Consider the following 24,099-nt stretch of genomic DNA (forward strand, 5'->3'; position numbering starts at 1 on the left):
GCGGCTCTAGAAACGGGCACCGAGCCTAACGCCAAAGGCGCGGGGGTTTGGCAAATATGCGAGAATCCCGCGCGAGGGCGCAAACCCTTCGGTACGCCCCGGGTCCACCGTGCGCTGGGCGGTCTCAATCGTTCGGTTGTCGAACAGATTGTCGACATAAGCCATGACAGAAAACCGCTCCCAATCCACACCGATTCGCGCGCCTACCCGCCAATAGGCTGGCAAACGCGAGAGATTGGCTTCATCCACAAACCTGGCCGACCGATAAAGCCCATCGAAATTAGCAAATAAACTGGTGTTGTCGTCGGACAATGGGAACCGGGCTTCGGCTGAAAGGAACAGGGTATGGCGCGGGCTGCGTCCGACATCATTGCCTGAAAAATCGCCGCAGATATTCTGTGCTTCGGCACGAAACTGAGTTGAGGAGGATTGTCCAAGCGGGACCCCGCATTCTTCGAAGAGCGCATCGGGCGAGCCCGGCGGCGGGCCTTGGACAAAGCTGGCAAAGGTGGAATCGATAAACGCGTAGCTAGCGCCCAAGCGAAGCCAGTCCGTGACACGGGCATCGGCGTCAATTTCAAGGCCATAGACATCCACTTGCCCCGCATTCACGATGCCAGAGCCGACAATCGCCTGCCCCGCTTGCGAGGGGCGGCTTTGCTGCACACCAATTTGTTGGTCGGTGTAATCGTTATAGAAGGCGGCTGCATTGAAAATCAGCCGGTTATCCATCCACGCAGATTTGATCCCGATTTCATAGGCTGTCACACGCTCGGCAAGGTAGCGTTGATCGGTGAATTCGGTGATCTCGTTGGTGTTGAACCCGCCTGGCTTAAATCCGCGAGAGTAAGATGCATAGGCGAGCGCATCATCGAGCACGCGATATTGCGCGGTAAAGCGCGGGGTAAACCGGTCCGAGTTGATCTCGGCTTCTTGCGGACAGGCGACAATGGTGCCCGGAGGCGGTCCGTCTGGACTGGCAGGGTTGAACACGGTTCCGTTGGCAAATTGCGGCAAGCATACCGGGTTAAGCTGCGAAAGGGAGACGTCCTGAATACGAAAACCCGGAATATCGAAACGGATTGTCTCGTCACTCCAGCGAAGGTCCGCTCCTAGCGAAAGCCGATCGGTGACCTCCCAGCCTACGCTGCCATACAACGCGAAATAATCGGTTTCGCGATTTGTGGCGAGAGGAAAGGCAAAGTCGGTTTGCGGGGCCGAAGACAAAAAGAAGGGCGGTCCAGCCAAAGGCGAATTGGGATTGCGAAGCCAGAATTGCGCCGAATTGACGACCGAGGATTCCTCGCTGAATCTTTGCGCGCCTAAAATTAAGTTGATGGGCCCGAAGTCGTTTTCGTATTTGAGCTCATTGTCAAATGTGCGGTTCGTAAAATCAAGCACTTGGAAAGCGTTCAGCGACAGCACAAATCCCGGTGGACCGGCAAAATTGGTATAGTCGCCGTCTTGTTCCAAGTTCGATCGATTATCGAGGTGCCCAAAACGATACGATAGACGGCCAAAACTGGTGTCCCAATTCACCTGAAAGGTCGCAATATCTTGGCGAAGTCTGATGCCCCGCATTGCTTGGCCGGTGAACGGGTCTGGGCTCAGATCAATTTGATCCTCGCTCGCGCTTACATCGCCAATAAATGTGCCGCGCGTGCAATTGGCGACTTGCGGCGGAGTAAGCCCTGAAAAATCGTCGGGGCAAGGAAATATCGAAGGCGCGCCGGGGGCAGGGGCAAACAATCCACCGGGTACCGGTAGCCGCGTATTTGGGGTGAGAAGCACCGTAGGCGCCTCGCTCATCCGTTGGTTGAGATAAATGTACCGGCCTACAATCTCTAGATTATCGGTCACGTCCACAAGCAGCGATCCACCCGCTCCTTCTGTGCGGTTCTCGCCCAGCCGTGCGTCGGTCACAGGGTTGCGATAAAAGCCATCGCGATCAGAAAACACACCATTAACCCGCAAGGCCACACGGTCCTTGACGATGGGCATGTTGAGTGCGCCATCAATGCTGAATAAGCCCCCTTCGGCGATGTCGACATTGACCCTGCCCCCAAATTCCTGAGACGGTTGGCGGCTGATGAAATTCACTGCGCCTGCAAACGCGTTGCGTCCCCACAGGACAGATTGCGGACCCTTAACCACCTCAATCCGGTCAAGATCATACAGCAAAGTGTTTACAGCCGCGCCGCCGCCGCCAATGACCATATTCTCCCCCGACAAATCGAGCCCGTCGAGCAGGATTGCAACGGAAGGCCGTCCACGTTCAGACTGCATGCCGCGAATTGCAGGCCTTGTGTCTGCAAGAAACCCGCCTTGGTCAAAAGTCAACCCAGGGACGCGTCGGCTGAGATCTTCGACTGTGCGAAGCCCTTCATTTTCGATAATCGTGTCATCAATGACGGAAATTGTAACCGGCACATCTTTGAGCAATTCATTGCGCTTGCGCGCAGTCACTACGATCTCTGGCCCAGCCACTAGGTAATCGGGTTCATAATCACGAGGCGCAGTCTCAGCGTTGGCCGCTGCCTCTGCCGTTGCCTCAACCCGCGAGGTCTCCTCGTTCATTGCCGCAAGGTGCACAGGTGATATCAGCACCGTTGAGGATAGAATTCCGGCGCGAATTCGGTTGCTAAAAGTCAAGATTCCAGTCTCCCCTTCGACGCAAATTGGGTGCCAAACGTGGCTGCCCAATTGTCATGTTGATAGGGGTTTGATCGGACCAAGACCCATTGGTGTCAACCGGGCGTGACACTTTACTTTGTTGGCTTTTTCACAATTTACACAGAAAGATAGTTAAGACTGTCAAGCGGGTTGGACTTATCACATAGTTGTTGCAGCTTGGTTGGAGGACAAAGACTGAGACTGCGCACCTGAGGAGGAAAATTAGAACAGAGCCTTTGCCAAGAGATCGCATCTAGACCCTAATACGCGCTTGGGATTGATGCCCTTAGCAGAGGACTATGGCGTCCGCTGCCCGCCCCCAATTTTTGGACGCTACTTGCGGCTTAGTCTGGGGTGGAAGCAAGGTGTCTGCTTGCATCTGACGACTTTGAAAGGAGGGACTGTCCTTTGCAGCCGATTTGCTGACGGGTCAGTTCGCGTTAGCTTTTCACCCCGACCCCGATCATCCGCTCATGGCTGGGCCCGCTACGGCCTGTATGCTCAAGCAATTGACCTGCAGGTCAATTGCTACCGTTTAAAGGCGACCTTCCGTGTGCTCAGGCCGTGGCCCCGGCGTCGGTCTGGCTGCATCACGTTTTTTGCCTAAGCAAGTGAGCAAGTGATTATGCCAGTCATCGAGCATGGACCTAAAACGACCATGCAACGCTGGCTTGAGGGATATGGTTGTTTCTTTCGCCCAGCGAGCCGTGAGGTGAGATTATCGCGATATAGTTGACGCCGACGTCGAGATTTCCTGCTTCCTGAGATGTTGTCATAATACGGGCGCGAGATTCACCCTGACTGTGATTGCCTGCAAACAATGGCTGAATCAAATCGAGCTATTCGAGAGATGGTAACGCGCACAGCTTGAGCGCACTGTGGTGGGGAGAACGAACACGCTCACGCAAACGCAGTTCTATCAAAGCACTTTGGAGCAGTACGTGGCGTCCGTTGAGCAGCGGGGTACATCTTCAAAAACGTTGCCTTAATATGTGCATTGGACGGCTAGCGATAGAATTCGACTTTGAATTCAACCGGACCCACTGATCTTACGAAATGCACTTGCTCTGGTTCGCTGATGATGTGCTCCCCTTCCCGGATAACATGAACCTCGTCCGGATCACCCGGAATGATGTACTCCAAGATGCCTGAGACCACACAAACCTTGCCCCACACACCGGCTTTCAAATCGTGGTTTGATGCGAGCTTGGCAGGAATAGTCTGCTCATTGAACAGCGGTGATTCTGAGTATTTCTCGACATTATCGGGAAGCTTTTTTCGCATTGTCACCCTCCAATCCCGAGGGATATCGTGATTATCAAAATGCTGATGCCGAACAGGGCAACCGCAATCGGTACGATCAGGACCTGACCGTAGACGGCTCTCTTGTCCATCAATCCAGTCCAGGTATCGAGCATACCGCCTTGCTCAAGCGGCGATCTTGCTTCCGGTCCGGCCTGCAGCGATGCGATGCGCGCTACGCCGAAATAAATGATGGTATAGAGGACCGAGATCACGATGGCGAAACGTGCTGCTCCGCTTCCTCCGGTGGCCATCGCAATTGCTCCGAAAAAGACTGCGTAGCATGCAAACATGCTCGTCCACACCGCACGGGGAAGCTCAAAACCTGCGTTATCGGGCGCCGCGTTGGCAGCCGTTAAAGGTTGAAATGCATTGTCCATTGCATGCAGTTCAACGTCGAAATCTGCGTCGCGTTCTGCGATAATCGTTTGCTGTTCAAACATGGGGGAGATCCTTTCCAGCTTTTGATCCAGAGATGCCGTCACGCCGGATCGTGATCCCGGTAAACAGGCTGTCGGCGATGGCACGCGCACGCTCTGCAACAAGAACGGTCCCTTCCTCATGCTGCTCCAGCTCGCGCAGAGTGGCGTAGAAGAGTTCAAGCCAGCGCCTGAAATGCACCTCTTCGAGTCCTGGAATGGTCATGTGTTTCGCCATGGGATTTCCAGAAAACTCTCCGCTGTTAAACAGGATAGAGCGCCAAAAAGATTTCATCCGCTCCAGATGCTCTGGCCAATTGGATATCCGGTTTGCAAAGATCGCTGAGAGCAAGTCGTCTTCGCGGATACTGGCGTAAAACCGCTCCACCATGAGCGATATGAAATGTTCATCGACACCGCACGCTTCGGCATTTGCGCGCTTTGCGACTCGTGCCAAGATCACTTGCTCGCGCGGCCTTTCGATGGTGGTGCTCATTGCAAGCCTCCTCATAATTGGTATTTGATATACCTGTTATATGGCTATTGAATTAAAAGCAACATCTGATATACCTATTTTATGCAATTAAATCTTCGAACCGATTACGCCTTGCGAATGCTCATGACGCTCGCCGCTTCTGACGAGGTCGTCTCAATCGACTGGATTGCGGCTCACTACGAAATATCGCGCAACCATCTGGCGAAGGTTGCGCAAGACCTCTCTGCTGCTGGCTATATCGAAACGATGAGAGGCCGAGGCGGCGGTCTGCGCCTTGCTCGCCCCGTAACAAAGATCAATGTCGGCGAGGTTGTTCGCCAATTGGAGAACCTGGGTGGCTTTGTGGCGTGCATGGGCGGCAAGGAAAATTGTGCAATTGATGGAGCATGCGGCCTGAAGCCTGCACTAGCGGGAGCGCTCGAAGCGTTCCTAACCCATCTTGATCAATTTAATCTGGCGCAGATCACGGATAACCGGCAGAAGTTGCTCAACCAGCTTATGGTTGGATAAGCTTTAGGCGGCCAGCGGCTCAGATAAGTCCTTCTCAAATGAGCCCGTGTGCACCGCCCATCGCGCCAGCGGTGGTGATCAATGCGAACACCGACAGCACGCGGTGCACGAGGACCATAAGCCGGAAATCACGCTCGGGGGTTTGGGAGTTGGCCATACGGCGATGGAGCACCAGAGGCTCTGCGACGAACAGCATCAGGAAAAATACCAGCCACAGAGCGAACATAGCCGACATCCACCAATAGGCGGGCTCGGCAAACCGCCACCACATATCGCCGCGCCACGTCATCCAGAAGCCAGAAGCTCCTGCGAGCAATACCCATATCTTCGCCTGGACAGAGAACCCCTGCTCGATCCGGTGAAAGGCATGGAGCCGCTCGGCGGGCGCTTCCGCTCTTGCAATCGCGGGCATGACCACGAAAGTAACGAACCAAACGCCGCCGATCCAGCCGACAATCGACACGACATGAATTACGCGGGCGAGGGTAAAATCGTCGATCATGATGTCGCTCTCGATAGATGAACCGCGCGCGCTATTGCGACCAAGGTGCTACACTCTAACGTGCGCGAGGTTTGCGACAAGCACGGTTGCAACAATTATGTGGGTGAAAGCGCTTTCAGCTCGAGCTTTCGACGGGGCTGTTTCCAAGGTCATTTGCCCTAGGTGTAGTGCACAATAAACGCGGCCCAAAAAGACAAAGTTCCTGACCGCTCAGCCCTTAAGTTCAATCCAAGCGAAGACGCTTGCCGCCGCGTCTGATGTGCTCTTGAATTGTACAGGTCCACCAGTCTTCCGATGCGTGATCGTAGCTCGCGTTCTAATTTCCGGCCCGGATCTTGCTCGACGAGATTACAGGCCGTCACTTGCTATTTATCGCCAGATAAAGCGGCGCTCGAAGTCGAATGCGCCGCTCGCGATCAAGTAAGAAGCAGTTCTATCACGTGTGTTTCTTGATGAACGGTCGTTTGGGAGAAATCTTTGCGCAAAGGTTCCACCGAACTCGGTTCTGAACTGCGGGATCAAGCTGTAGGTATGTTGTTGGTTTTCTCCTTGGCCGGAATGGCCGAGAAGAATGTCTGCTTTCAGGAGCTAAGAAATCGGATTGCTACGTCCGAGACTGGGGCGCAAAGCCGCCGCTAGCTCTGCACCGCCTTTCGCTGGAAATCGCCGATGACCGCAGGCGAATAGGCCTGCTCCTTTAGCCAAGCTAGCGCTTCAAGGCGAACGACAGTCTTCCGGACTCCGGTGAATTAAAGAACGAAAGAGAAGGGGGAGGGAGGTTTGATGGTCCGTCAATTGGACGGACGATCAGATGGAGACCTCCCATGACTGCAATTCCTCTTTGCAAGCTCGATCAAAGCCCCAGCAATGTGCGCAAGGTGATTGATGAAGCTGCTGATGAGCAGCTTTCTCACGACATCGAAGCGCACGGCCAGCTTCAGAACCTTATCGTTACCAAGTCCAAGAAGCGCACGCGCTTCGATGTGATTGCAGGCGGCAGACGCCTGCGCGCCATGAACATGATCGCCGAGCGCGGCGCTTGGGACAAAACCCATGACGTCCAATGCCTCGTAATCGACAGCAAGACGAGCAATGTTGGCGAGGTGTCCTTCGCCGAGAACTTCCAGCGTCTCGCCATGACACCCACCGAAGAGTGCCGCGCGTTCCAACATTTTGTGGCTGAGGACGGCGACAGCGCGGCGGTTGCCAAACGCTTCGGTCTTACCCAGCGTTTCGTCGAGGGCCGCTTGCGCCTTGCCAATCTTGCCGAGCCGATTTTCGAAGCGCTCGAAGCGGGTGACATCACGCTGGATCTTGCCAAGGCCTATGCCTCGACCGACCGACACGAGGTGCAGCTGCGGGTGTTCGAGCAGGCGCGCTACAATTCCTATCTCAAGGCCGATGCGATCCGGCGTATGATCGCCGAAGGCTCGCTGAGGGGCAGTGACCCGATTGCGAGACTGGTGGGCGAAGAAGCCTATGTCGCCGAAGGCGGACGGGTCGAACGTGATCTCTTCAGCGAAGCCTCGGAAGATCGCTGGCTCGACATACCCATCGCGCACGAACTCGCCGCAGCGAAGATGGAGGTCGAGGCCACCAGACTTGTCGCTGACACAGGCCTTGCTTGGGTTAGGCCTGTGGCCGCAACCTCGAGCTGGCATGCGCGCAGCGAGGCCGATGTTCATCCCGTACGCTTGCCGCCTGCGCCGATCAGCGACGAAGCTCAAACCCGGATCGACGATATCGAAACGCGCATGAGCGCAATCGGCGATATTTTCGAAGCTTACGAAGTCGAGCCCTCAGACGCGATCGATATCGAAGATCTTGAAACCGAATACGAAGAAATCGACGAGGAGCGTCGGACGCTTACCAATCCAAAGCGTGAGCTGCCTAAGGAGTGGAAAGGCGAGGTCGGCCAGTTCTTGATTCTCACCGCCACAGGCGAGATGGTGCTCGATCCGGACTATTATTCGGAAAAAGAGCTGCGCTTCGAGGAAGACGACAACGGCCAGATCACCGGCGGTGCGTTCGAAGCTCCGTCCACGAAGTCGGGTGGGGCCGCGAAGCCAAGCAAGCCCGAGGCCGCCGCGCCCGGCGGCAAAGCGGTCTCCGCGCGCCTGTTCGACGAGCTCTCGGTGCAGCGCCGCGACGTGTTGGCTGCGTCACTGCTTGGCGACCCCGGCTTGGCGCTTGACTATGCGATCTTCGCGCTGGCCGACGCGCGCGGCTACGAACCCAAGGGCACCACCATCCGCGGCGGCAAGGCCGGTGATCCGGTGCGCGGCGAATGTCCGACTGGCGAGGCCGATCAGATCTTGGCCGATGCTCATGACGCGCTCGAGCGCGCCTGGCAGGAAGAAAGCGACCTCACGGACCGGTTTCTCGCCTTCCGCGCGCTCCACGACGAGGCCAAGGCAGCTTGGCTTGCCTATTGCGTGGCGATCTCGCTCGAAGCCAAGAAAGGCTATACCAGCGAGCACCATCCGATCCATGCGCTGCTCGGCACTATCCTCGATATCGACGTCGCGGCACTCTGGCGGCCGACCTCGGAGAACTTCTTCGATCGGATCAGCAAGGCTTCGTGTCTGGCGGCCTTGACCGAGATCGGCGGGCGCGAACTGGCCGCGCGCTATGGCGCTTCGAAGAAGTCCGAGCTGTCGACTTCCTGCGCGCGGCTGTTTGCCGGCGATGCGATTGTTGAAGAGGATATCAAGGAGCGTGCGATGCGCTGGGTCCCGGCACCTATGCGGTTCGAGCTGCCGGTGGCAGATCAAGTTGAGGCCGGTGGGGGCGAGCCAGACGCGCCCGATGGTGTGGACGATCCGGCCGACGAGACCGCGACCGATGATCTCGGTGCCGACGAACCGGAAGCCGACGAGGCCGAGCCGCTCGCCGCCTGATCGAAACGATCACATCAATCAACCGAGGAGGCCCGGGCAACGTGTCCCGGGCCTTTGTCGTTTCAGTATAAGGAGACCTCGCCATGGCCAGGAAACCCCGGCGCGATGCCGCGCAAGCGATCACCGATCTCATCATCCAAAAAATCGAGGAGGGCACGCCCCCCTGGCGACGCCCCTGGACGAAACGAGGCGGGTGCGGTGCGCCCTTGCGCGCTAATGGCGTGCGCTATTCCGGCATCAACGCACTTTATCTCTGGGCGGCCGCTGACACGCTTGGGTTTCGGTCGCGCTATTGGATGACCTACGCGCAGGCGCAGAAACTCGGCGGCCAAGTTCGCAGGGGCGAGACCTCCCAGCCCAGCGTCTACTTCAACTCGCTGAAGAAAGAGGAGCATGACGATGTGACCGGCGAAGACCATATTCGAACGATCCGCTTCATGCGCTGCTATAGCGTGTTCAACTGCGAGCAAATCGATGGCCTGCCAGTGCATTTCTATCCTGATGCCGTTGACGAAGAGCCATTGGAACCGTCCGCCAAGCGCGAAGCGATCGCTGCCTTCTTCGAGCCGATCCCGATCGAAGTGCGCCACGGCGGCGACCGCGCCTTTTATGCGCCGGGCGCTGACTATGTGCAGCTTCCACACAAGACCACGTTCGTCACGGAAGATCACTACGCGGCGACACTCGGACACGAGCTTGGCCATGCGACGGGACATCCCGATCGGCTCGATCGGACATTCGGCAAGCGCTTTGGCGACAAAGCCTATGCGTTTGAGGAACTGGTCGCCGAAATCACCAGCGGGCGGATCTGCTATGAACTCGAACTGCCGCCCGAGCTGCATGACAGCCATGCAAGCTATGTCGATCACTGGCTGCAGATCCTTAAGGCTGACAAGTCGGCGATCATCACCGCGGCGGCGAAGTCTGAGCAGGCCTTCGCCTGGCTGGCGGCGCATTCAGGCTATGGCGAACAGACCGATGACGCCGAAGTAGCAGCGCAGACACCACCGACCGAAAAACTCGCCGCCTGAAACTGCGCCAAGATCATCGATCGAAACCCACTAAATGACTGGAGGCCGCGATGGGCTGGCTTTTCATGACCCGCACCGCGATGGGCGAAGACACAACGCCAAAGACATATCTCGATGCGCAATTCACTTATGAGCGCGAAGCCAAAGGCGACAATACCGGCGGTTGCGAGTTCATCGGACTGCGCGTGCTCGACAGCGCCTGTCCGGGCAACCGGACCTGGTACGGTGCGATTGAGCGCTACGATGAAGCTGGCGCGCGCCTCTATGTCTTCGCTGCGATTTGCCTCGTCAAATGGAACCTGCGCGCCAAGGACGACCTCGTATTCGGATACAAGGATATGGACGAAACCGCCGGGCCCAGCGAGGCCGCGTGCCCGCGGAGGATTATCGATTTGCTCACCAGCACCAGCGAACCTTACGCGCTCGACTGGCGGCGGCGCTGTCATCTCACGGCGAGGCTGCGCGCTCGTAAACTGCCCGACGGCGCGCTCATTCGCTTGCCGGAAGCGATGACCTTCACCGACGGGTCCAAGCATTCGGAGTTTCGAGTTCGGCGCGAAGGCCGGCGTCTCGTGCTGACCGATCCGGACGGGGGAGGGCGCTATCGCGTCTCTGGGCTGATGGACCGCGCCTTTGAGATCGTTCGCGAGCCGGTTCAGGCCGGGACGGTCTTTCCGAGCGCGAGTACTTGAGGAGGGTGCCGTGCCGCCTCTTGATCCCCGCCGCCACCAATTGTGCGGCCTTGCCCATGCAATTAGCGTCGCGCTGCGCCAATGCGAGGAAACCGAGCGCGACCATGTCGTTATCCAAACCGCTGAGCCACTACAGCCCTATCGGGTGTGCCGCCTCGGTGAAACAGAGAGCGGCAAAATCGCTCTTCAGATTATTGTCCTTTGAGGGCATTCTAAAGACATGTGGCTGATCCCAAAGGATACCGATGGACGCAACGAGCGCGTCAAAGTCCCATCGCTGCTGCGTGCGGGACTGATACGCTGGTATTTGGGTCAGGGCAGTGAGGCCGATCACCGCGCCTCGGTTTCCCTCGTCGTAACAGCGCGCGAGAACGGCAAATGGCTAGCCTGCGATTGCTTGGACGAAGATGGGGCGCCGCCGCTTTTGAGTCCGGCCTATCTTAGTTTGCAAGAGACTTACTATCTGAGGCGCCTGACGAGCAGGCCGCAGCACAGACGCGATTGCCCGTTTTTTCTGCCACAGGCCCCGGATCGCATTCGCGAGAAACCCGATGGCGCGCATTTCGAAATCGATTATCCGCGTGGATTGTTCAACGCCCACAAGGATGCGCCGGAGAAGCTGGCGACCAAGCCCGACGAGGTCGAACCCGATGATCGCCGCCGCGGCGTCACGATCCCGAGGCTCGGCAAGCTTCTTTGGATGCTGCTCGAGGCCGCCGGCACCAATGTGATCAGAGGCCTGCCTGCCGAAGGCAGACCAAAGTTCGGGATTGCCAAGGAACTCGCTCGTTTGCGCGAGGCGGCGCGGCGCTTTGACATCGCACCTGGCATCCCGCTCGCTTCGCATCTCTACACAAATGCGGTCGATTACGAGCGCACCCGCCTCCATGCGCGGCTGCGGGAGGCCGCCAAGGACTGGCCCGTCGGCTACGCTCCGCAGGCCTTCCTGCTGCTCGAAGCGAGCGCTGTGCACTCGAACACTTTGACAACAGGCCTAGGGGATGTCGCCATCCGCAATCGCATTCAGCAATCTGGAGTGGGCATGAGCGCAGGAGAGGGAGGGCCGGGTGGCCCTTATCTGGCGCTCGCCGTGGTTGGCGAGCATTCCAAGCGCGAGGGCTATCTTGCGCTGCGCGCCTATGCACAGCCGATTTTCAAGGGCAACCAGTTCGTGCCTATCGAACGCGGCGCTGAGCGGCGGCTGTTTGAGTTGCTCACGCGGTTCCAATATCTGATGCGCGCCAGGCGCGTTGCGGTCGCGATCAAGAAACCGCTGTTCGATATTCTCACAGACAAAGGCTTTGTAAGGCCAGACGCGATCGTCGCCTTTCGCGACTACAACACCGGCGAAGATGACCAGTTCGCGATCCACCTGATTTATGACGATACGTTGGAAGGCCGCGAAGTGCACGCGCGCGACCGGGAGTGCATCGCCGAAATCGCACCTGTGCTCAGCATCACCGCAGACGAGCTTTCAGGCGACGGGCTGCTCGCCCGTCTCGAGGCCATGATCGTGTAAAGGGAAGGGGGAGGGAGCATGGACGTAAGGAGATTACGTCATGGCTCACTTCGCATCCTCACCCAGACCCACGCACTCGATCTGGGGCTCGATCATCATGGCCGAGGAGTTTCTGCCCGGCTTCTGGGTAGTCACCACCGCCTCGCATGGCGGAATCATGCTGTCAGTAGGCCGCAAAGCGGCAATGCCTGAAGCTCTGCAACTCGACACTGCCAACTATGAAGAAGACTGCGATTGGGCGCTGCCCGTGCTCGCGTTCCGCGACGAGTTCGAAGCCGCGCAGCTTGATTGCGCCTCCTGGCTGGAGCTCGCAGTCGATACCGCGCGGTGCTGGCATCCCGACCGTTACGAAGCCTTTACTGGAGAGGCCGTGCCCGAGAACGCCTCGCGTGTGCTTCGCCGACGCGCCGCCTACACAGCCGCGATCGGCAAGCAATGCGTCACCGCCGCCTGGGGCGATTGGGCGGATTGGGTGCCGAAAGGCAAGACGGGTGTCGTCGCCTGCAAGGTCCTTTCCGTCGATCACCTTGGCAATGCGCGTTACGGCGAGGAGCGCTGCTACGCACTGGTCGACAAGCAGGCCTATTCAAAGCGCGGTGAGGTCTTCTGTCTTGAGGACAACGAGCACGAATTGATCGATATGCCCGAGGAGTTCCGACCGACCAAGCGGCTCGAGTAATCGGCCTACAGGCCAAGACCGACGCGGACCCTCCGCTGCCGCTATGGCTCCACGGAAGGCGCGCGAGCGAGCGCGCGCTGCCGGGCCGGACGGCCCGGGTGGGGAGGGGGATGAAAGAGGGTGGTCCGGGCAAGGGGCTCGGACGAACCAAGGAGACGTTCCAATGAATATCGGCAATCTCAAGACCAACGAAGAAGGCATTTTCGTGGGTCGCATCACCACTCTCGCATTCACGGCCACGGTGGCCCTGCGCGAGTTCACTTCGAACAACGACAAGGCACCCGCCTACGACGTCATGGCGCTTTCCGCCGATCGCCGCAACTGGGTGAAGGTCGGCGCGCTGTGGCAATATGCATCGAACGAAACCGGCGAGGTTTTTCTGTCTGGCCGGATCGATGACCCGAGCCTCGACAAACCGCTCGACGTCGCGCTCTTCAACCAGGACGATGGCAGTTACAACGTCGCCTGGCGGCGTCCGAAGGCCAAGCGCAGCCTGCCGACCGCGACCAATGACGAGAACTCGCTTCCGTCGCTGCCCGGCTTTGGCGAAGATAGCGAGGAAGACCAGCGTCCCGCAGGCGATGGCCTTGGCGAAAGCACCTACGGCGCTGATCAGCAACAGGCTGCCTGAACCACGTCCCCCAGCCGGCGTTCCTCCCGCGCCGGCACCCAGAAAGGCTCGTCTCGCCCGTGCGAGGCGGGCCTTTTTTACATTGTCGCTCGGAGCGCCCTCTTTCAAAGCGCAGTTATGTAGACTATATTCGGACCGAATAAAGACTGGAGGTTTCAGAATGAAAATCGAAGATCGCGTAAAGCCAATCAGCTACCTCAAAGCGCATAGTGCTGAAATCATCCGTGAATTGAGTGATGGCGGTGCGCCGCTGGTTATCACTCAGAACGGCGAAGCCAAAGCCGTGTTGCAGGACATCGGCAGCTTTGAGCAAGCGCAGGAAACGCTCGCGCTTCTCAAGCTTCTCGCCATGGGGCAGGCCGATCTGGCCGCCGGTCGCATCGTGCCTGTCGAGGGTCTCGCAGACCGCATCCGTCAATCGGTCGATTGAATGTCGGGCTCTGGCTTGAAGGTCGCGCTTACCCGAAGCGCTGAAAACGACCTGCGCGGCATTTGGACGCGTCGACGCTTGCAGCGCGGCAATGACGGCCGCGACGGCGCTGACGCGCTGCTCGAGGAGTTGGTTGCGCTCATCGAGAGGCTTGGCGCTCATCCGCGCAAGGGCCCAGTGCCATCCGAGCTCGAGGCCCTCGGTATTTCGACTTATCGCCAGTTATCGCGCGCGCCCTTCCGGATCATCTATTCGATCGAACGCGCTTCTGAAGCCGAGGCGGTCGTGGTTCATATCGTCGCCGATGCGCGGCGCGATTTCAGAACGCTCTTGGCAGAGCGGTTGCTTGGCGCCTAATCGCGACTGAGCGCACACAAGAGAGCTGGATTTGTTCATATCGCGTATCGTCGCGATCTCATCATTGATTTTTACCACTCTCAACTCTTGGAAGCAATCCCGTGACCCGATTTTCCGAATACGCCTGGCAAGCCAATCTCCCACTCTTCGAAAAAACGCGCGACATGCCGTTCAATCGCGAGCTCGCTGAGGGATCGTTGCCGGAAGAAAAGTTCCGGCACTACATGATCCAGGACGCGCATTACCTCGAGGGCTTTGCCAGAGGGCTTTCGCTGGTTGCTGCCAAAGGCTGGCAAGCGGATGACGTGGTACAGTTTGCCAAGGCGGCCGAAGTCGCGATCATCGTCGAACGCGAATTGCACGCTGAGTATTTCGAGCTTTTCGGGGTTACGCCGGATCAGTTCGCAGCCACCGAGCTCAGCCCTTCCTGCAATCATTATGTGAGCTTCCTCAGAGCCACCTGCGCGCAGGAGCCGTTCGAAGTCGGGCTCGCCGCGCTTCTGCCGTGCTTCTGGATTTACCGTGAAGTGGGTCGGGCCATCCACACGGACGCACATCCGGACAATCCTTACAGTGCCTGGATTGATACCTATGCGGGCAAAGATTTCGCCGACGCCGTCGATGCGGTGATCGCGACCCTCGACGCGGTGGCCGCCCAATGTTCCGCGCGCAACATCGAGCGGATGCATCTGGCCTACCGACGTTCGGCGCAGCTCGAATGGATGTTTTGGGACAGCGCCTATCGTCTGGAGACCTGGCCAGTCTGATGCGCGACATTCTTAGAAGCGTCCTCTTGTCGACGGCCCGCAGCGGGCGGACGCTGACCTATGCCGAGCTGGCAAAGCAGCTTGCGCTTCAACCCCCGCATACGATCCACCGAGCGGGTCTGCTTCTTGAAGACCTGATGCGCGATCAGGAGGCGAAGGCTGAGCCGCAACTGGCAAGCTTTGTGGTCTCGAGAGCCCGGGCGGGATTGCCCACACCGGGCTTCTTCATGCTGATGCGCGAGCTGGGTCTCTATGACGGTCCCGACATGGGAACTGAGGCGCGAGAGCTGGTGGAGGATGAGCGCGCGCGCTGCGCGCAATGGATTTGATCGAGTGTTTGGATCACAGCCTCTATCTGTGATTCAGTTTGTGCGCTGGGCGCGAAGAACACCGAGCACTGGTAGGTCCATAACACTGGGCTCAACCTGAGAGGGGAGGGGGATACTCTCACTGATAGTCCAAGTGTGGCACGCGGGGTTGGCGCTCCGTCAAGGATCCGCGGTTCCCCCAATTTTTGCATCCACTCCCGCTCACGCGTCCGTTCCTGAAAAAATCGGCTCCCCCACGTCCCGCTTCGCGGCACCGGCCGCTGGCCGGCGTCCCTGACCTCACTGACCGCCGCGTGCCTCAATTGAGATGTCATCAAGAGGATGACGATTTCAAAGTGGAGGATATTCCCATGACTACTTTTGCATCTTTCGAAGAACTCGCAAACGCACGCATTGCACAAGCTGACGAGCGTTCCAGCACAACCCAAAGCTATGATGGAGCCTTTGTCGAACCATCAGACATGGCCAAGCTTTCGGTCATCGACGGACCGACGGCGATCGAGATGCCCGATCCCGATATGGCGCGGCGCGCGGTTGAGATGGCGATCGGCACGATCTTCGATGTCCTGAAGGATACACGCATGGAAGAGTTCGCGCGGCAACTGGCCTGGGGCATGGTCAATTCGTTTCATATGACCGCCCGGATTGCCGAGGGGCGCGAAGACGAAGCTGCCAAGAAATTGGGCGAGATGGCGCGTAATTACGATCCATCGGAAATCTACGCCAACGAGCTCGAAGAAACCCAGATGCTGTGCCAGACGCTGCAAGGGTGTCGGGAAGCGTTGGAAGCGATGCGCGACCATGCGGCGGACGTTTACCGCGTCGAAACCGGCAAGCCTTTCACGGCCACAAGGGGGTCGCAAGTCAGTAAGAACGGGGTCACAGCGAGCCAGGTGCAGGCGCGCGACTTTTTGGCCTCACGTGCAAAAGAACGCAGGGCGCAGTTCCAACCCGAAGGCCCGATGATCGTGGTGTCGGGGGGACAAGATGGCTGGCACGATCACACCATGATCTGGGCCATGCTTGACGAGGTGAAGGCGCGCATTCCGAACATGGTTCTGGCCACCACAGGCATGCGCAAAGGCGTCGATGCGATGGCCTGCGCTTGGGCTCAAGCGAATACGGTCAACGCGGTGCTGTTTGTGCCGGATCGCAAGCTGGGCAAGCGCGCAGCCTTTGTGCGCAACGAGAAGCTGGTGAACATGCGCCCGGTGGAAGCGATCGTGTGCGAAGGCTCGGGTGTCCAAGCCAATCTCGCGCAGCGCCTGCGGACCGCTGGTGTCCCGCTGCATATTCGCCGGATCGCCGATCAGCGAAGCGCAAGGGTGGCCGCCTGACCGTTTCTTTTTGGGAGGCCTTGGCTCTCTGCCGGGGTCTCCCATTTTTGTGCTGCGTAGGTGCGCGCTTCATCGCGGATGGAGCGTGCTTTTCTCTTGCAGCGCTGGGCGGCACGTCAGGGGCATCGAACCCCTGCCGCGCCGATCAGGATGGCCTGCTTGAGCAAACGAAGTTCAAGTGCCTTGAAGCCTTTTGATTGCGGTCTCTAGTTTGACCCTTCCTGCGGCTTCCAAGATCGCAAGCGCGTTGGCCGGGCCAACTTTCTTGATCGCCTTGTCGAGGTTTTTTTCGAGCTCTTCGGCTTCCAGTTTTGCGATCAGCTTTTTCTTCTCGGTAACCGCTGCTTCGGCCTTCACCAAGGCAGCCCTTTCACGCTCAACTTTCGTTACCATTTGCGTCTCCTGAATCGATCCAATCGGGGCGTGAAGCCGCAAGCATCCGCGCCCCGATTTCCAGACTGGATTTGATGCAACTTTGGTCTGATTGGATGCTGGTGTTTTTTGGCTCCTTTGTGGTCATAACTGGTGAGTTGGCCACATCCTGAACGAGCCATACGTCTCGTTCAGGACCACGCTCTACTGCGCTAGGCTTGTCGCGGCTTCGCGCTCCTCACCAAGCTCCGCCGAGCCTCCTGCCTCGCTCAAGCTCGTTAGGGGTCTCGGCCCATTCGGGTGACGATCGCTTGGGGAAGGGAAGGGGAATTGCACTTCCTTCTACAAGGTCAGCAGCGTTGCCTGCGGCCTACGGCCGTCACTCTCTGTATGAGTTCCACCTCAACTCGCGAATCCCCTCACAGTCTAAACCAAAAACGAAGACGCCAAGTCCCTGAGTATGCACACCGAACACGGATTCTCCGTAAATTTGAGATCTAAAACATTGAAATAACGTGATTTCATCCAGACGAATCATCGTGTCCCCACTTTCGGTTTTAGGCCTCGTGTTTGCCATGCCTGTCCCGAAAATCGCTCACCTTCGAGCGGTTGGACAGCACCCTATCACAAGGGCGTGGCAACATGGTTCAACAAGCGAAACGCAAGACACTCAGAGCGCATCTCAACGGAAATTTCGTGCGCCGCAAACTGCCTCCTAGCGGAAGTGAGTATGCGATCCACGATACCAAGCTTCCCGGCTTCGGTATACGCGTAAGGTCCAACGGAAAAGCCTTCTGGTTTGTGCGACCAAGACGCCGCGGGAGAAGTCGTCGGATCATGCTCGGCAGTGTCAGCGAGATCGATGCCGTGACGGCGCGCAAGCAGGCCAAGAAGGTGCTTGTTGAAGCAGTGCTCGACGGTCTTCCGCGTCAGCGCAAATCCGCTAAATCGCCGACCTTCTCCGAATTTGTTGAGACCTATTGGCGCGACATTGCACGCGGGTGGAAGCCATCGACGGTGGGGCGCAATTGGCATGCCTGGACAAACATGCTGATGCCCGAGTTCGGGCCATGCCGCGTAGTGTTGGTAACGCGTGAGGATATCGTTCGCTGGCGCGACGGATGCGCCGGAGCGGACGCGTGCAAGTTCAATCGTTCCGTACCGGTTCTGTCATCGCTGTTCCAGTACGCCGAAGCGCTCAAGATCACTCCGACAGGGTCTAATCCGTGTCGGGGTATTCCGCGCTACAAGACCCGACTGCTTGAGCGCTATCTGACGCCGAAAGAGTTTCAGCGGTTGGGACGCGAGCTGGTCGAAGCGGAAGCGGAGTTCCCTGCGCAAGTGGCGATCATCCGGCTTCTGCTGTTTACCGGTGCGCGAATTTCCGAAATCCGTGATCTTCAGTGGGACTGGGTCAAGCCACCACACCTGATGCTGCCCGACAGCAAGACCGGACCTAAAGCGATCTATCTCAACAGTCAGGCGATTGCGGTCTTGAAGGGCGTCAAGCGCACCAAGGGCTGCCCGTTCGTGTTTCCGAACCCATCGCTAACCAAGCCAATCACTATCCAACGCTGGTGGGCGACGTTTCGCAGGCAATGCGCCTTGCCCGATGTCCGCATTCATGACCTGCGTCACAGCTTTGCCTCGGTTGCGATTTCACAGAATGTGCCGATGGCAACGATTGGAAGTCTGCTCGGGCACGTGCTCCCGGAAACGACCGCGCGCTATGCGCATCTCGCAGACGATCACATCGCCGATGCGGCGCAGCGCGTCTCGGGATTTCTGGCGCAAGCGATTGGAGTGAGCCGATGAACGCGCGCACTCTGAACGAAGTCGTGGATGACGCACTCGCCGAGATTGGATTCGACTCCGCACAGCGGCGTCGCCCCAAAGGGCACCAGCGTGCGACCGAGTGGCTTGGAATCGAGCCGGGGTTTGGCTTGCGACATTATCCCAATGGGAGGTCGGTCTATATCGTTCAGGCGCGGATGGGTGGGAGAAACCGCACTGTGACGATCGGGTCCGCCGCTGTTCTGTCCGTAGCTCAGGCGGCGAAAGTGGCGCGGTTGGTTTTGGCCCATGCTCGCGTGGGCGACGATCCGGCTTCGACCAAACAGCGCGTCAAAGGCGCGCCGCTGTTCCAGGATTTCCTCGATGAGTTCTGGGAAAAGTGGTCGGGCCGCTGGGCGGCCAAGACCCTGTCGGTCAATACTTACTATCGTCGCCTTTATCTCGACGGCTGTTTCCCCGGGCTGGGGATCGATGAAATCGATGAGGGTCATGTCACCGAATGGTTCGCGCGGCTCAACGACGAAGCGCCGCCCGGTGCCGCCAATATGGTTCTCGGTATACTAAACCTCATGCTCAACAAGGCGGAGGACTGGGGCTACCGTCTTGACCACACCAATCCTTGCCGCGCGGTGCGCAGGAACAAGCGCAAAAAGTTTGAGCGCTACCTGAGCATCAAAGAGCTGAATCGACTTGGCTGTGTTTTGGCCGAGTGGCGGCAATCAGAGGATGTCATGCAACGGCTGACCGCATCGGCGACGACCTTGCTGCTCTTGACTGGCTGTAGGCGCGGGGAAATCTTGGGCCTGCATTGGGGTGACATCAAAGGGCGGCGCATCAAGCTGCGCCAAGCTAAGACCGGCCCCCGAACGGTCTGGCTTGGAGCCGAAGCGCAGGCGCTCCTTCAGGATCTGCCGCGTCACAGAGGTATAGAATGGGTTTTTTGGAATCCGGGCGCACAAAAGCCGATCAGGGCCTTTGACGCTTATTGGCGATCGATGCAGGCTCAGGCTGGGCTGTCCGGAGTACGCCTGCATGATCTGAGGCACACCTTCGCCAGTCACGCAGCAATGAACAAGGAAGCGCTGCCGATGATCGGCAAGTTACTCGGACACCGTCAGATTCAATCGACATCGCGCTACGCGCATTTAGATGATGGACACATCTTCAAGGCAGCGGAAGCTGTCGGCGCGGCAGTGGAAAAGATAATGTCGCTGAATCGATTATGCTCTTAGCGGTCATTCCGCTTTTGGGTCGAACGCCGCCGCTGTCACTTAGCCTAAAATCCGCCGCTCGTAGCTCAGGGCCGTTCAAGGTTCCGGCTTTGGTAGAGGCTTACCGTGCCCTTTTTCCAACAAGCTGATGTTAATCATCGTGAGCAACTGATCGAAGATCGCCTCGACGAACATTAGATGCTCTGTGTAGATGACGAGCTGCTCACCAGCCTTCAGATCCAACCCGAGCTGGGGCTGTTCAGCGCAAAGCTCGCCCAACTTCTCCGACACAAGTTCTTCTCCGTGCGTCACATGATGACGAATGAGACCGATTGTCTCGATCGCCTTTGACCAGCTCTCAATATCAGTCTTCTCGTGCCAACTTGGCCTTTTGAGACCGGCTTTTCTCCAAAACGCGACGAACACAGTGTGCAGCCCATCATACGCACGCTTTCGTCGCCATCCCTCCAAGCGGTTAGCCCACGCGTCCTGGAAAGCGGCCTCAGCTTCGGCACTCACCTCCCTATCGCGATGGAGCTTTCGGAGAAACTTGAAATCATCGCCCCTCGTCAGCTCTTCAGGATGGGCGTTTAGATATACCTCGTATAGCTCGAACACCACTTCTTCTAAAGCGCCGTAAAGGTCTTGAACCCCGTAGCCTCCCATCAAAGGAATGCAAGCATCGTAATTCTCGGCTGCCTGCTTCCCATGCCAGAGCGCTAGCTCCACACGCTCTGGACCAGTCGCGCTTGCTCTAACCGTATCTACTCTCAAGCCGAGGTCAGCATGTGCGTTGTAGCGATCACGAGCGAGGAAAAGAGAATTTATTGTGATCGCCCAGCGCATATATACGCTTCGAAAGACGGACCTGAAATCACCTATCATCTCGGTGGACTTCTCTATCCACTTCTTCTCTTCCTCGTCTGTCCGGTAGATTATGTTCTGAATCGGTGGCGGTTCGGCGAGCGCTGGATCATCCGCTTCAAGGATGTTTTGATTGAGAAATTGAACGCGGTTTCTGAAACTTGGTCGCATTGCTCGCCTATCGATTGACTATTTTGAAGGGCGCGAAGTGGCACCGACCGCACTCCACCCTTGTTCTGTGCTTGTTCTATATGTAGCGTTAGTCGCATCATGGCAAAACAATCATCCAGTTTGAGCTTTTATGAATTCTTCGCAGGCGGCGGAATGGCGAGGGCTGGCCTCGGTCCCAAATGGGAGTGCCTGTTTGCGAACGACTTCGATAAGAAGAAGGGTGCTACCTACGCCCGCAACTGGGGTGATCGCGATATCGTCGTTGACGATATTCGGAACATCGACCCACTTGAACTGCCAGAGACAGCCAACCTGGTGTGGGGGTCTTTTCCCTGCCAAGATTTGTCCCTGGCAGGGGGAGGGGCAGGCCTCAAAGGCGATCGGTCTGGTACGTTTTGGCCGTTCATCGAAATCTTAGATGAACTGGCACGCAATGGACGCGCGCCCAAAGTTATTGCGGTTGAGAATGTCGTTGGCACTCTGACCTCCCATAAGGGCAAAGACTTCGTAGCAATCTGCGATGCACTGCATGGCTTAGGCTACGGGTTTGGTGCCATTGTCGTTGATGCATCCCTTTTTGTGCCCCAATCTCGCCCGCGCCTCTTTGTTATTGGTGTGCGCCAGGACCTGGTCGCCAGAGGCACCGTAAGCGAGCCTCAAACCCCTTGGCATACGCCTGCCATTAAGAGGGCTTACGAGACTCTGCCACAAGTTCTGAAAGACAGTTGGCTGTGGTGGAGTATGCCGACGCCTGGCGCTAGGAAACAGGATTTCCGTGATCTGATTGAAGAGAATCCGAAAAGCGTAAAATGGCACACTGCGCGCGAAACCCGTGACCTTCTATCGATGATGAGCGATGTAAACCTCGCAAAGGTCGAGACAGCAAAGCTTGCCGGGGTTCGCATGGTGGGCGGTGTTTATAAAAGGACACGCTTTCATCATGGCATTAAGGTGCAGCGCGCTGAAGTTCGGTTCGACAATATCGCTGGATGTCTCAGGACCCCTGCTGGTGGGTCATCGCGGCAATTGATTTTAGTGGTTGAAGGCGGGAGCATCCGGTCGCGACTGATATCATCGAGGGAGACTGCGCGGCTTATGGGCCTGCCCGACAGCTATAAATTGCCCGATGGATACAACGAAGCATATCATTTGACCGGGGACGGAGTGGCGGTGCCTGTCGTAAGGCACCTAGCGAAACATATCTTTGAACCAATCATCACTCACGCAACAGCAAAAGAGAAAGCTATCGAGGTATGAGTGATCCGATACCGTGCCGCAAAGACCCAGCTCTCAAGCGGCAAATCGAAGAATTCTCTGAAACCCTCAAAACGCGCTCCCACGAACTCAACACCTTCGGTTTGAGCGAGAGAGACTTCTACGACAGCGGAATTTTCGAAGGATCAATTCAGCGCGTCAGAGGCCAGATTTCCGCCTCGATGGCCGAGAAGAAGCTGTTTGTCGCCCACATCCTCAATCACATGGAAGATGCGGGCTACATCAAGAACTGGATCGAGGCAGGCAATGCCAATCGCCACGATTATTCTGTGACGCTCAAGGACGACAAGATCGCAGCCATCGAGCTGAAGGGTTGCCTCGACGGCAACAACACGAATATCTCAGCGCGCCCGCCACACGCTAACGAATTTATCGTCTGGAGCGTTTGCCAGAACAAAGGTGCCGATCCACGCCACAATGTCTGGTCAGGCATTCACGTCCGGTTTTCGGCCGATGTAATTGCCGAGAAAAAGCAGGTTGATGGGTTGATCGTGTGGGACTGGCTTTGTGGAACCGCTGCTCGCGTGTGTCCAAAGGTTGACCACGCGCCTGAGCGAATAAACGAGGTTGGGCCTTATCGCTTGCCGCCGCCGTGCATTTATCTGTTTCCGGCCACTATCCCAAGTCCTCGGAATAACCCGAAACCTCCAGTAAGACCAATCGGGGAGGTGGGCTTCCTGAACGCGATGCACGAGTGCTTCGGCGGCAACGCTTCAGAGCTGAACTCGGTCACTTTCGAAGCAGGGATGGATGGCGTCGACGTGGTTCGCACAACCACGATCAAACGCGATGGAGTTGTCCGAAAGCAATCTAAAGCAACGCCAATACGTCGAGCTTAGCCGATGCGCGGGTACTCGAAACGTGCCACTATCTCTTCACCTATGGCTCATCTGTGCGATCAAGACGATTTGTCTCCCTATATGCCTTGCATAAGCTGAAAGCCTCGGAAGTCGGTCCTCCAGCCAAGTGGAATAATTCTCTGGCTCTAGGATAACGGTGACCTGCTCCCTAGCTATTGTCCTCGCCCTCATCATCGTCTTCTGCCTCTAAAGCCGCGTCTTCTTCGTCCCACTTGGCTAGTTGCTCGTTCGTGATCCAGTAATGATTGGCTCGAGAGTAGCCAAGCCCACTAGTATACTGAAAGTATCGCTCTTTGAAACCTCGTAACGCGGCATCGAATTGAACCATCATCATGAGCGCATCGCTGACTTGGGGCAGCGTATCGTCTTCCAATGAGTGTAGGTATTTGCCCTCAGGTTCGCTGATCAGAAAGGTAAGTAAGTCGTTTATCACAGCGTTAATAAGTTTGACTTTGCTAGCGCTAAGTGTCGCGTCGGGCTTCTTCTTTGAGAGTTCCCGCACCTCACGCAGCAATGCCGAAAAGACTCCAATGGCTGAGTCGTAGGTCTTCACGACAGCGTCTGTGGTCACGTGTTCGAAGTCGGTCATTTTTTCCCGACCTTGGTTGGCGCACCGGATGGTATGTCGCTGGAGTCACCATTGACAACGTAGACCCATCTTCCCTTCCAATACTTCACATTGTCAGACCGATATCGCTCAGCCTCTTCCATGTACTGTGCCAGCACGAGTGCGACATCGCTGGTAGATGGCACATCGTCCGCATTAAACGCCTCGAAGTCTCCGAATGGAAGATAATTGGGGCCCAGCACATCATTTGCCGCTGCTATGACATTGTTGATTAGTCGCAACTTGAAGGCGTTTACCGCGTCGCTGGGTGCCTTTTTAGCCAGTAGACTTATCTCGGAATGAAGACCCTGCAGCTGACCAATCAGCTTCTCCAAAGCTTCGACGTCGCTTTTACTTTTCATGCGGACTCC

General features: G+C 57.3%; 27 protein-coding genes. 17 read left to right on the forward strand and 10 right to left on the reverse strand.

Annotated features, from left to right (window positions below; genetic code table 11):
* Window positions 1-6: 6 nt before the first annotated feature.
* The 5 genes from EH31_RS09430 to EH31_RS09445 form a co-directional block, all read right to left on the reverse strand.
* Window positions 7-2,607, reverse strand: a complete 2,601-nt coding sequence (locus tag EH31_RS09430) for a TonB-dependent receptor (RefSeq protein ID WP_206742021.1) — start codon at window positions 2,605-2,607, stop codon at window positions 7-9.
* A gap of 713 nt (window positions 2,608-3,320) precedes the next feature.
* Window positions 3,321-3,449 carry a hypothetical protein gene (locus EH31_RS18070; protein ID WP_277813513.1) on the reverse strand — a complete coding sequence of 43 codons (129 nt, stop codon included), beginning with the start codon at window positions 3,447-3,449 and terminating at the stop codon, window positions 3,321-3,323.
* A gap of 229 nt (window positions 3,450-3,678) precedes the next feature.
* A complete protein-coding gene (locus tag EH31_RS09435) occupies window positions 3,679-3,957 on the reverse strand; it encodes a TehB family protein (RefSeq protein WP_034959897.1) in 279 nt (92 codons plus the stop codon).
* Window positions 3,958-3,959: 2 nt separating this feature from the next.
* Window positions 3,960-4,418: a hypothetical protein gene (locus EH31_RS09440; RefSeq protein WP_034959898.1), complete on the reverse strand. Its 459-nt coding sequence runs from the start codon at window positions 4,416-4,418 to the stop codon at window positions 3,960-3,962.
* Entirely contained in the window at window positions 4,411-4,890 is a 480-nt protein-coding gene (locus EH31_RS09445; RefSeq protein WP_051699108.1) for a group III truncated hemoglobin, read from the reverse strand. Before EH31_RS09445 ends, EH31_RS09440 begins: the two co-directional genes overlap by 8 nt.
* An 81-nt stretch (window positions 4,891-4,971) precedes the next feature.
* Here EH31_RS09445 and EH31_RS09450 point away from each other — a divergent pair, with 81 nt between their 5' ends.
* A complete protein-coding gene (locus EH31_RS09450; RefSeq protein ID WP_034959899.1) occupies window positions 4,972-5,400 on the forward strand; it encodes an RrF2 family transcriptional regulator in 429 nt (142 codons plus the stop codon).
* Between the two features lie 34 nt (window positions 5,401-5,434).
* Here the strand turns inward: EH31_RS09450 and EH31_RS09455 are convergent, their stop codons facing one another.
* Window positions 5,435-5,899, reverse strand: coding sequence for a hypothetical protein (locus EH31_RS09455; protein ID WP_034960169.1), 465 nt, complete (start codon window positions 5,897-5,899; stop codon window positions 5,435-5,437).
* Between the two features lie 827 nt (window positions 5,900-6,726).
* Here EH31_RS09455 and EH31_RS09460 point away from each other — a divergent pair.
* The 12 genes from EH31_RS09460 to EH31_RS09515 all read left to right on the forward strand — a co-directional run bounded on the left by EH31_RS09460 (window position 6,727) and on the right by EH31_RS09515 (window position 16,574).
* Window positions 6,727-8,802: a ParB/RepB/Spo0J family partition protein gene (locus tag EH31_RS09460; protein ID WP_034959900.1), complete on the forward strand. Its 2,076-nt coding sequence runs from the start codon at window positions 6,727-6,729 to the stop codon at window positions 8,800-8,802.
* Window positions 8,803-8,885: 83 nt separating this feature from the next.
* Window positions 8,886-9,833, forward strand: a complete 948-nt coding sequence (locus EH31_RS09465; RefSeq protein WP_034959902.1) for an ArdC family protein — start codon at window positions 8,886-8,888, stop codon at window positions 9,831-9,833.
* A gap of 50 nt (window positions 9,834-9,883) precedes the next feature.
* Entirely contained in the window at window positions 9,884-10,525 is a 642-nt protein-coding gene (locus EH31_RS09470) for a DUF6927 domain-containing protein (RefSeq protein ID WP_051699109.1), read from the forward strand.
* Window positions 10,526-10,535: 10 nt separating this feature from the next.
* Window positions 10,536-10,730 (forward strand): hypothetical protein, encoded by a 195-nt coding sequence (locus EH31_RS09475; RefSeq protein ID WP_034959904.1) that lies wholly within the window; start codon window positions 10,536-10,538, stop codon window positions 10,728-10,730.
* 15 nt (window positions 10,731-10,745) lie between these two features.
* The gene (locus EH31_RS09480; RefSeq protein WP_034959905.1) at window positions 10,746-12,044 is read left to right on the forward strand and encodes a hypothetical protein; all 1,299 of its coding nucleotides are present in this window, start codon (window positions 10,746-10,748) and stop codon (window positions 12,042-12,044) included.
* Between the two features lie 40 nt (window positions 12,045-12,084).
* On the forward strand, window positions 12,085-12,723 hold the full coding sequence (locus EH31_RS09485) for a DUF7007 domain-containing protein (protein WP_051699110.1): 639 nt from the start codon (window positions 12,085-12,087) through the stop codon (window positions 12,721-12,723).
* Between the two features lie 163 nt (window positions 12,724-12,886).
* Window positions 12,887-13,354 carry a DUF736 domain-containing protein gene (locus EH31_RS09490; protein ID WP_034959906.1) on the forward strand — a complete coding sequence of 156 codons (468 nt, stop codon included), beginning with the start codon at window positions 12,887-12,889 and terminating at the stop codon, window positions 13,352-13,354.
* Window positions 13,355-13,514: 160 nt separating this feature from the next.
* A complete protein-coding gene (locus EH31_RS09495; RefSeq protein WP_034959907.1) occupies window positions 13,515-13,784 on the forward strand; it encodes a type II toxin-antitoxin system Phd/YefM family antitoxin in 270 nt (89 codons plus the stop codon).
* Window positions 13,785-14,141 carry a type II toxin-antitoxin system RelE/ParE family toxin gene (locus EH31_RS09500; protein ID WP_034959909.1) on the forward strand — a complete coding sequence of 119 codons (357 nt, stop codon included), beginning with the start codon at window positions 13,785-13,787 and terminating at the stop codon, window positions 14,139-14,141.
* 101 nt (window positions 14,142-14,242) lie between these two features.
* Window positions 14,243-14,908 carry a thiaminase II gene (gene tenA, locus EH31_RS09505; RefSeq protein WP_034959910.1) on the forward strand — a complete coding sequence of 222 codons (666 nt, stop codon included), beginning with the start codon at window positions 14,243-14,245 and terminating at the stop codon, window positions 14,906-14,908.
* Window positions 14,908-15,237: a hypothetical protein gene (locus EH31_RS09510; protein ID WP_051699111.1), complete on the forward strand. Its 330-nt coding sequence runs from the start codon at window positions 14,908-14,910 to the stop codon at window positions 15,235-15,237. The genes tenA and EH31_RS09510 overlap by 1 nt, the downstream gene beginning before the upstream one ends.
* Before the next feature lie 350 nt (window positions 15,238-15,587).
* Entirely contained in the window at window positions 15,588-16,574 is a 987-nt protein-coding gene (locus EH31_RS09515) for a DUF2493 domain-containing protein (protein WP_034959911.1), read from the forward strand.
* Window positions 16,575-16,748: 174 nt separating this feature from the next.
* On the opposite strand, the gene EH31_RS09520 is transcribed toward EH31_RS09515, so the two are convergent.
* Window positions 16,749-16,967 (reverse strand): hypothetical protein, encoded by a 219-nt coding sequence (locus EH31_RS09520; protein WP_034959913.1) that lies wholly within the window; start codon window positions 16,965-16,967, stop codon window positions 16,749-16,751.
* A gap of 621 nt (window positions 16,968-17,588) precedes the next feature.
* On the opposite strand from EH31_RS09520, the gene EH31_RS09525 reads away from it, so the two are divergent.
* Both EH31_RS09525 and EH31_RS09530 read left to right on the forward strand, forming a co-directional pair.
* Window positions 17,589-18,761, forward strand: a complete 1,173-nt coding sequence (locus EH31_RS09525; RefSeq protein WP_034959914.1) for a tyrosine-type recombinase/integrase — start codon at window positions 17,589-17,591, stop codon at window positions 18,759-18,761.
* A complete protein-coding gene (locus EH31_RS09530) occupies window positions 18,758-19,972 on the forward strand; it encodes a site-specific integrase (protein ID WP_051699112.1) in 1,215 nt (404 codons plus the stop codon). Before EH31_RS09525 ends, EH31_RS09530 begins: the two co-directional genes overlap by 4 nt.
* Window positions 19,973-20,047: 75 nt before the next feature.
* Here the strand turns inward: EH31_RS09530 and EH31_RS09535 are convergent, their stop codons facing one another.
* Window positions 20,048-20,986 (reverse strand): hypothetical protein, encoded by a 939-nt coding sequence (locus EH31_RS09535; protein WP_034959915.1) that lies wholly within the window; start codon window positions 20,984-20,986, stop codon window positions 20,048-20,050.
* Between the two features lie 120 nt (window positions 20,987-21,106).
* On the opposite strand from EH31_RS09535, the gene EH31_RS09540 reads away from it, so the two are divergent.
* Together EH31_RS09540 and EH31_RS09545 are read left to right on the forward strand one after the other, a co-directional pair.
* The gene (locus EH31_RS09540; RefSeq protein ID WP_241765885.1) at window positions 21,107-22,243 is read left to right on the forward strand and encodes a DNA cytosine methyltransferase; all 1,137 of its coding nucleotides are present in this window, start codon (window positions 21,107-21,109) and stop codon (window positions 22,241-22,243) included.
* On the forward strand, window positions 22,240-23,100 hold the full coding sequence (locus tag EH31_RS09545) for a hypothetical protein (protein ID WP_034959918.1): 861 nt from the start codon (window positions 22,240-22,242) through the stop codon (window positions 23,098-23,100). The genes EH31_RS09540 and EH31_RS09545 overlap by 4 nt, the downstream gene beginning before the upstream one ends.
* 169 nt (window positions 23,101-23,269) lie before the next feature.
* Here EH31_RS09545 and EH31_RS09550 read toward each other — a convergent pair whose 3' ends face one another.
* Together EH31_RS09550 and EH31_RS09555 are read right to left on the reverse strand one after the other, a co-directional pair.
* On the reverse strand, window positions 23,270-23,710 hold the full coding sequence (locus EH31_RS09550) for a hypothetical protein (protein WP_051699114.1): 441 nt from the start codon (window positions 23,708-23,710) through the stop codon (window positions 23,270-23,272).
* Window positions 23,707-24,090 carry a hypothetical protein gene (locus tag EH31_RS09555; protein ID WP_034959919.1) on the reverse strand — a complete coding sequence of 128 codons (384 nt, stop codon included), beginning with the start codon at window positions 24,088-24,090 and terminating at the stop codon, window positions 23,707-23,709. The genes EH31_RS09550 and EH31_RS09555 overlap by 4 nt, the downstream gene beginning before the upstream one ends.
* Window positions 24,091-24,099 lie beyond the last annotated feature (9 nt).

The organism is Erythrobacter longus (genome assembly GCF_000715015.1).
Taxonomy (GTDB): Bacteria; Pseudomonadota; Alphaproteobacteria; order Sphingomonadales; family Sphingomonadaceae; genus Erythrobacter; species Erythrobacter longus.

What these genes read in the sequence shown, in the direction of transcription:
- EH31_RS18070 (WP_277813513.1), bottom strand. Translation starts at nt 3,449, where the DNA reads ATGACAACATCTCAGGAAGCAGGAAATCTCGACGTCGGCGTCAACTAT.
- EH31_RS09435 (WP_034959897.1), bottom strand. Translation starts at nt 3,957, where the DNA reads ATGCGAAAAAAGCTTCCCGATAATGTCGAGAAATACTCAGAATCACCG.
- EH31_RS09440 (WP_034959898.1), bottom strand. Translation starts at nt 4,418, where the DNA reads ATGTTTGAACAGCAAACGATTATCGCAGAACGCGACGCAGATTTCGAC.
- EH31_RS09445 (WP_051699108.1), bottom strand. Translation starts at nt 4,890, where the DNA reads ATGAGCACCACCATCGAAAGGCCGCGCGAGCAAGTGATCTTGGCACGA.
- EH31_RS09450 (WP_034959899.1), top strand. Translation starts at nt 4,972, where the DNA reads ATGCAATTAAATCTTCGAACCGATTACGCCTTGCGAATGCTCATGACG.
- EH31_RS09460 (WP_034959900.1), top strand. Translation starts at nt 6,727, where the DNA reads ATGACTGCAATTCCTCTTTGCAAGCTCGATCAAAGCCCCAGCAATGTG.
- EH31_RS09465 (WP_034959902.1), top strand. Translation starts at nt 8,886, where the DNA reads ATGGCCAGGAAACCCCGGCGCGATGCCGCGCAAGCGATCACCGATCTC.
- EH31_RS09470 (WP_051699109.1), top strand. Translation starts at nt 9,884, where the DNA reads ATGGGCTGGCTTTTCATGACCCGCACCGCGATGGGCGAAGACACAACG.
- EH31_RS09480 (WP_034959905.1), top strand. Translation starts at nt 10,746, where the DNA reads ATGTGGCTGATCCCAAAGGATACCGATGGACGCAACGAGCGCGTCAAA.
- EH31_RS09485 (WP_051699110.1), top strand. Translation starts at nt 12,085, where the DNA reads ATGGCTCACTTCGCATCCTCACCCAGACCCACGCACTCGATCTGGGGC.
- EH31_RS09490 (WP_034959906.1), top strand. Translation starts at nt 12,887, where the DNA reads ATGAATATCGGCAATCTCAAGACCAACGAAGAAGGCATTTTCGTGGGT.
- EH31_RS09495 (WP_034959907.1), top strand. Translation starts at nt 13,515, where the DNA reads ATGAAAATCGAAGATCGCGTAAAGCCAATCAGCTACCTCAAAGCGCAT.
- EH31_RS09500 (WP_034959909.1), top strand. Translation starts at nt 13,785, where the DNA reads ATGTCGGGCTCTGGCTTGAAGGTCGCGCTTACCCGAAGCGCTGAAAAC.
- EH31_RS09510 (WP_051699111.1), top strand. Translation starts at nt 14,908, where the DNA reads ATGCGCGACATTCTTAGAAGCGTCCTCTTGTCGACGGCCCGCAGCGGG.
- EH31_RS09515 (WP_034959911.1), top strand. Translation starts at nt 15,588, where the DNA reads ATGACTACTTTTGCATCTTTCGAAGAACTCGCAAACGCACGCATTGCA.
- EH31_RS09520 (WP_034959913.1), bottom strand. Translation starts at nt 16,967, where the DNA reads ATGGTAACGAAAGTTGAGCGTGAAAGGGCTGCCTTGGTGAAGGCCGAA.
- EH31_RS09525 (WP_034959914.1), top strand. Translation starts at nt 17,589, where the DNA reads ATGGTTCAACAAGCGAAACGCAAGACACTCAGAGCGCATCTCAACGGA.
- EH31_RS09530 (WP_051699112.1), top strand. Translation starts at nt 18,758, where the DNA reads ATGAACGCGCGCACTCTGAACGAAGTCGTGGATGACGCACTCGCCGAG.
- EH31_RS09535 (WP_034959915.1), bottom strand. Translation starts at nt 20,986, where the DNA reads ATGCGACCAAGTTTCAGAAACCGCGTTCAATTTCTCAATCAAAACATC.
- EH31_RS09545 (WP_034959918.1), top strand. Translation starts at nt 22,240, where the DNA reads ATGAGTGATCCGATACCGTGCCGCAAAGACCCAGCTCTCAAGCGGCAA.
- EH31_RS09550 (WP_051699114.1), bottom strand. Translation starts at nt 23,710, where the DNA reads ATGACCGACTTCGAACACGTGACCACAGACGCTGTCGTGAAGACCTAC.
- EH31_RS09555 (WP_034959919.1), bottom strand. Translation starts at nt 24,090, where the DNA reads ATGAAAAGTAAAAGCGACGTCGAAGCTTTGGAGAAGCTGATTGGTCAG.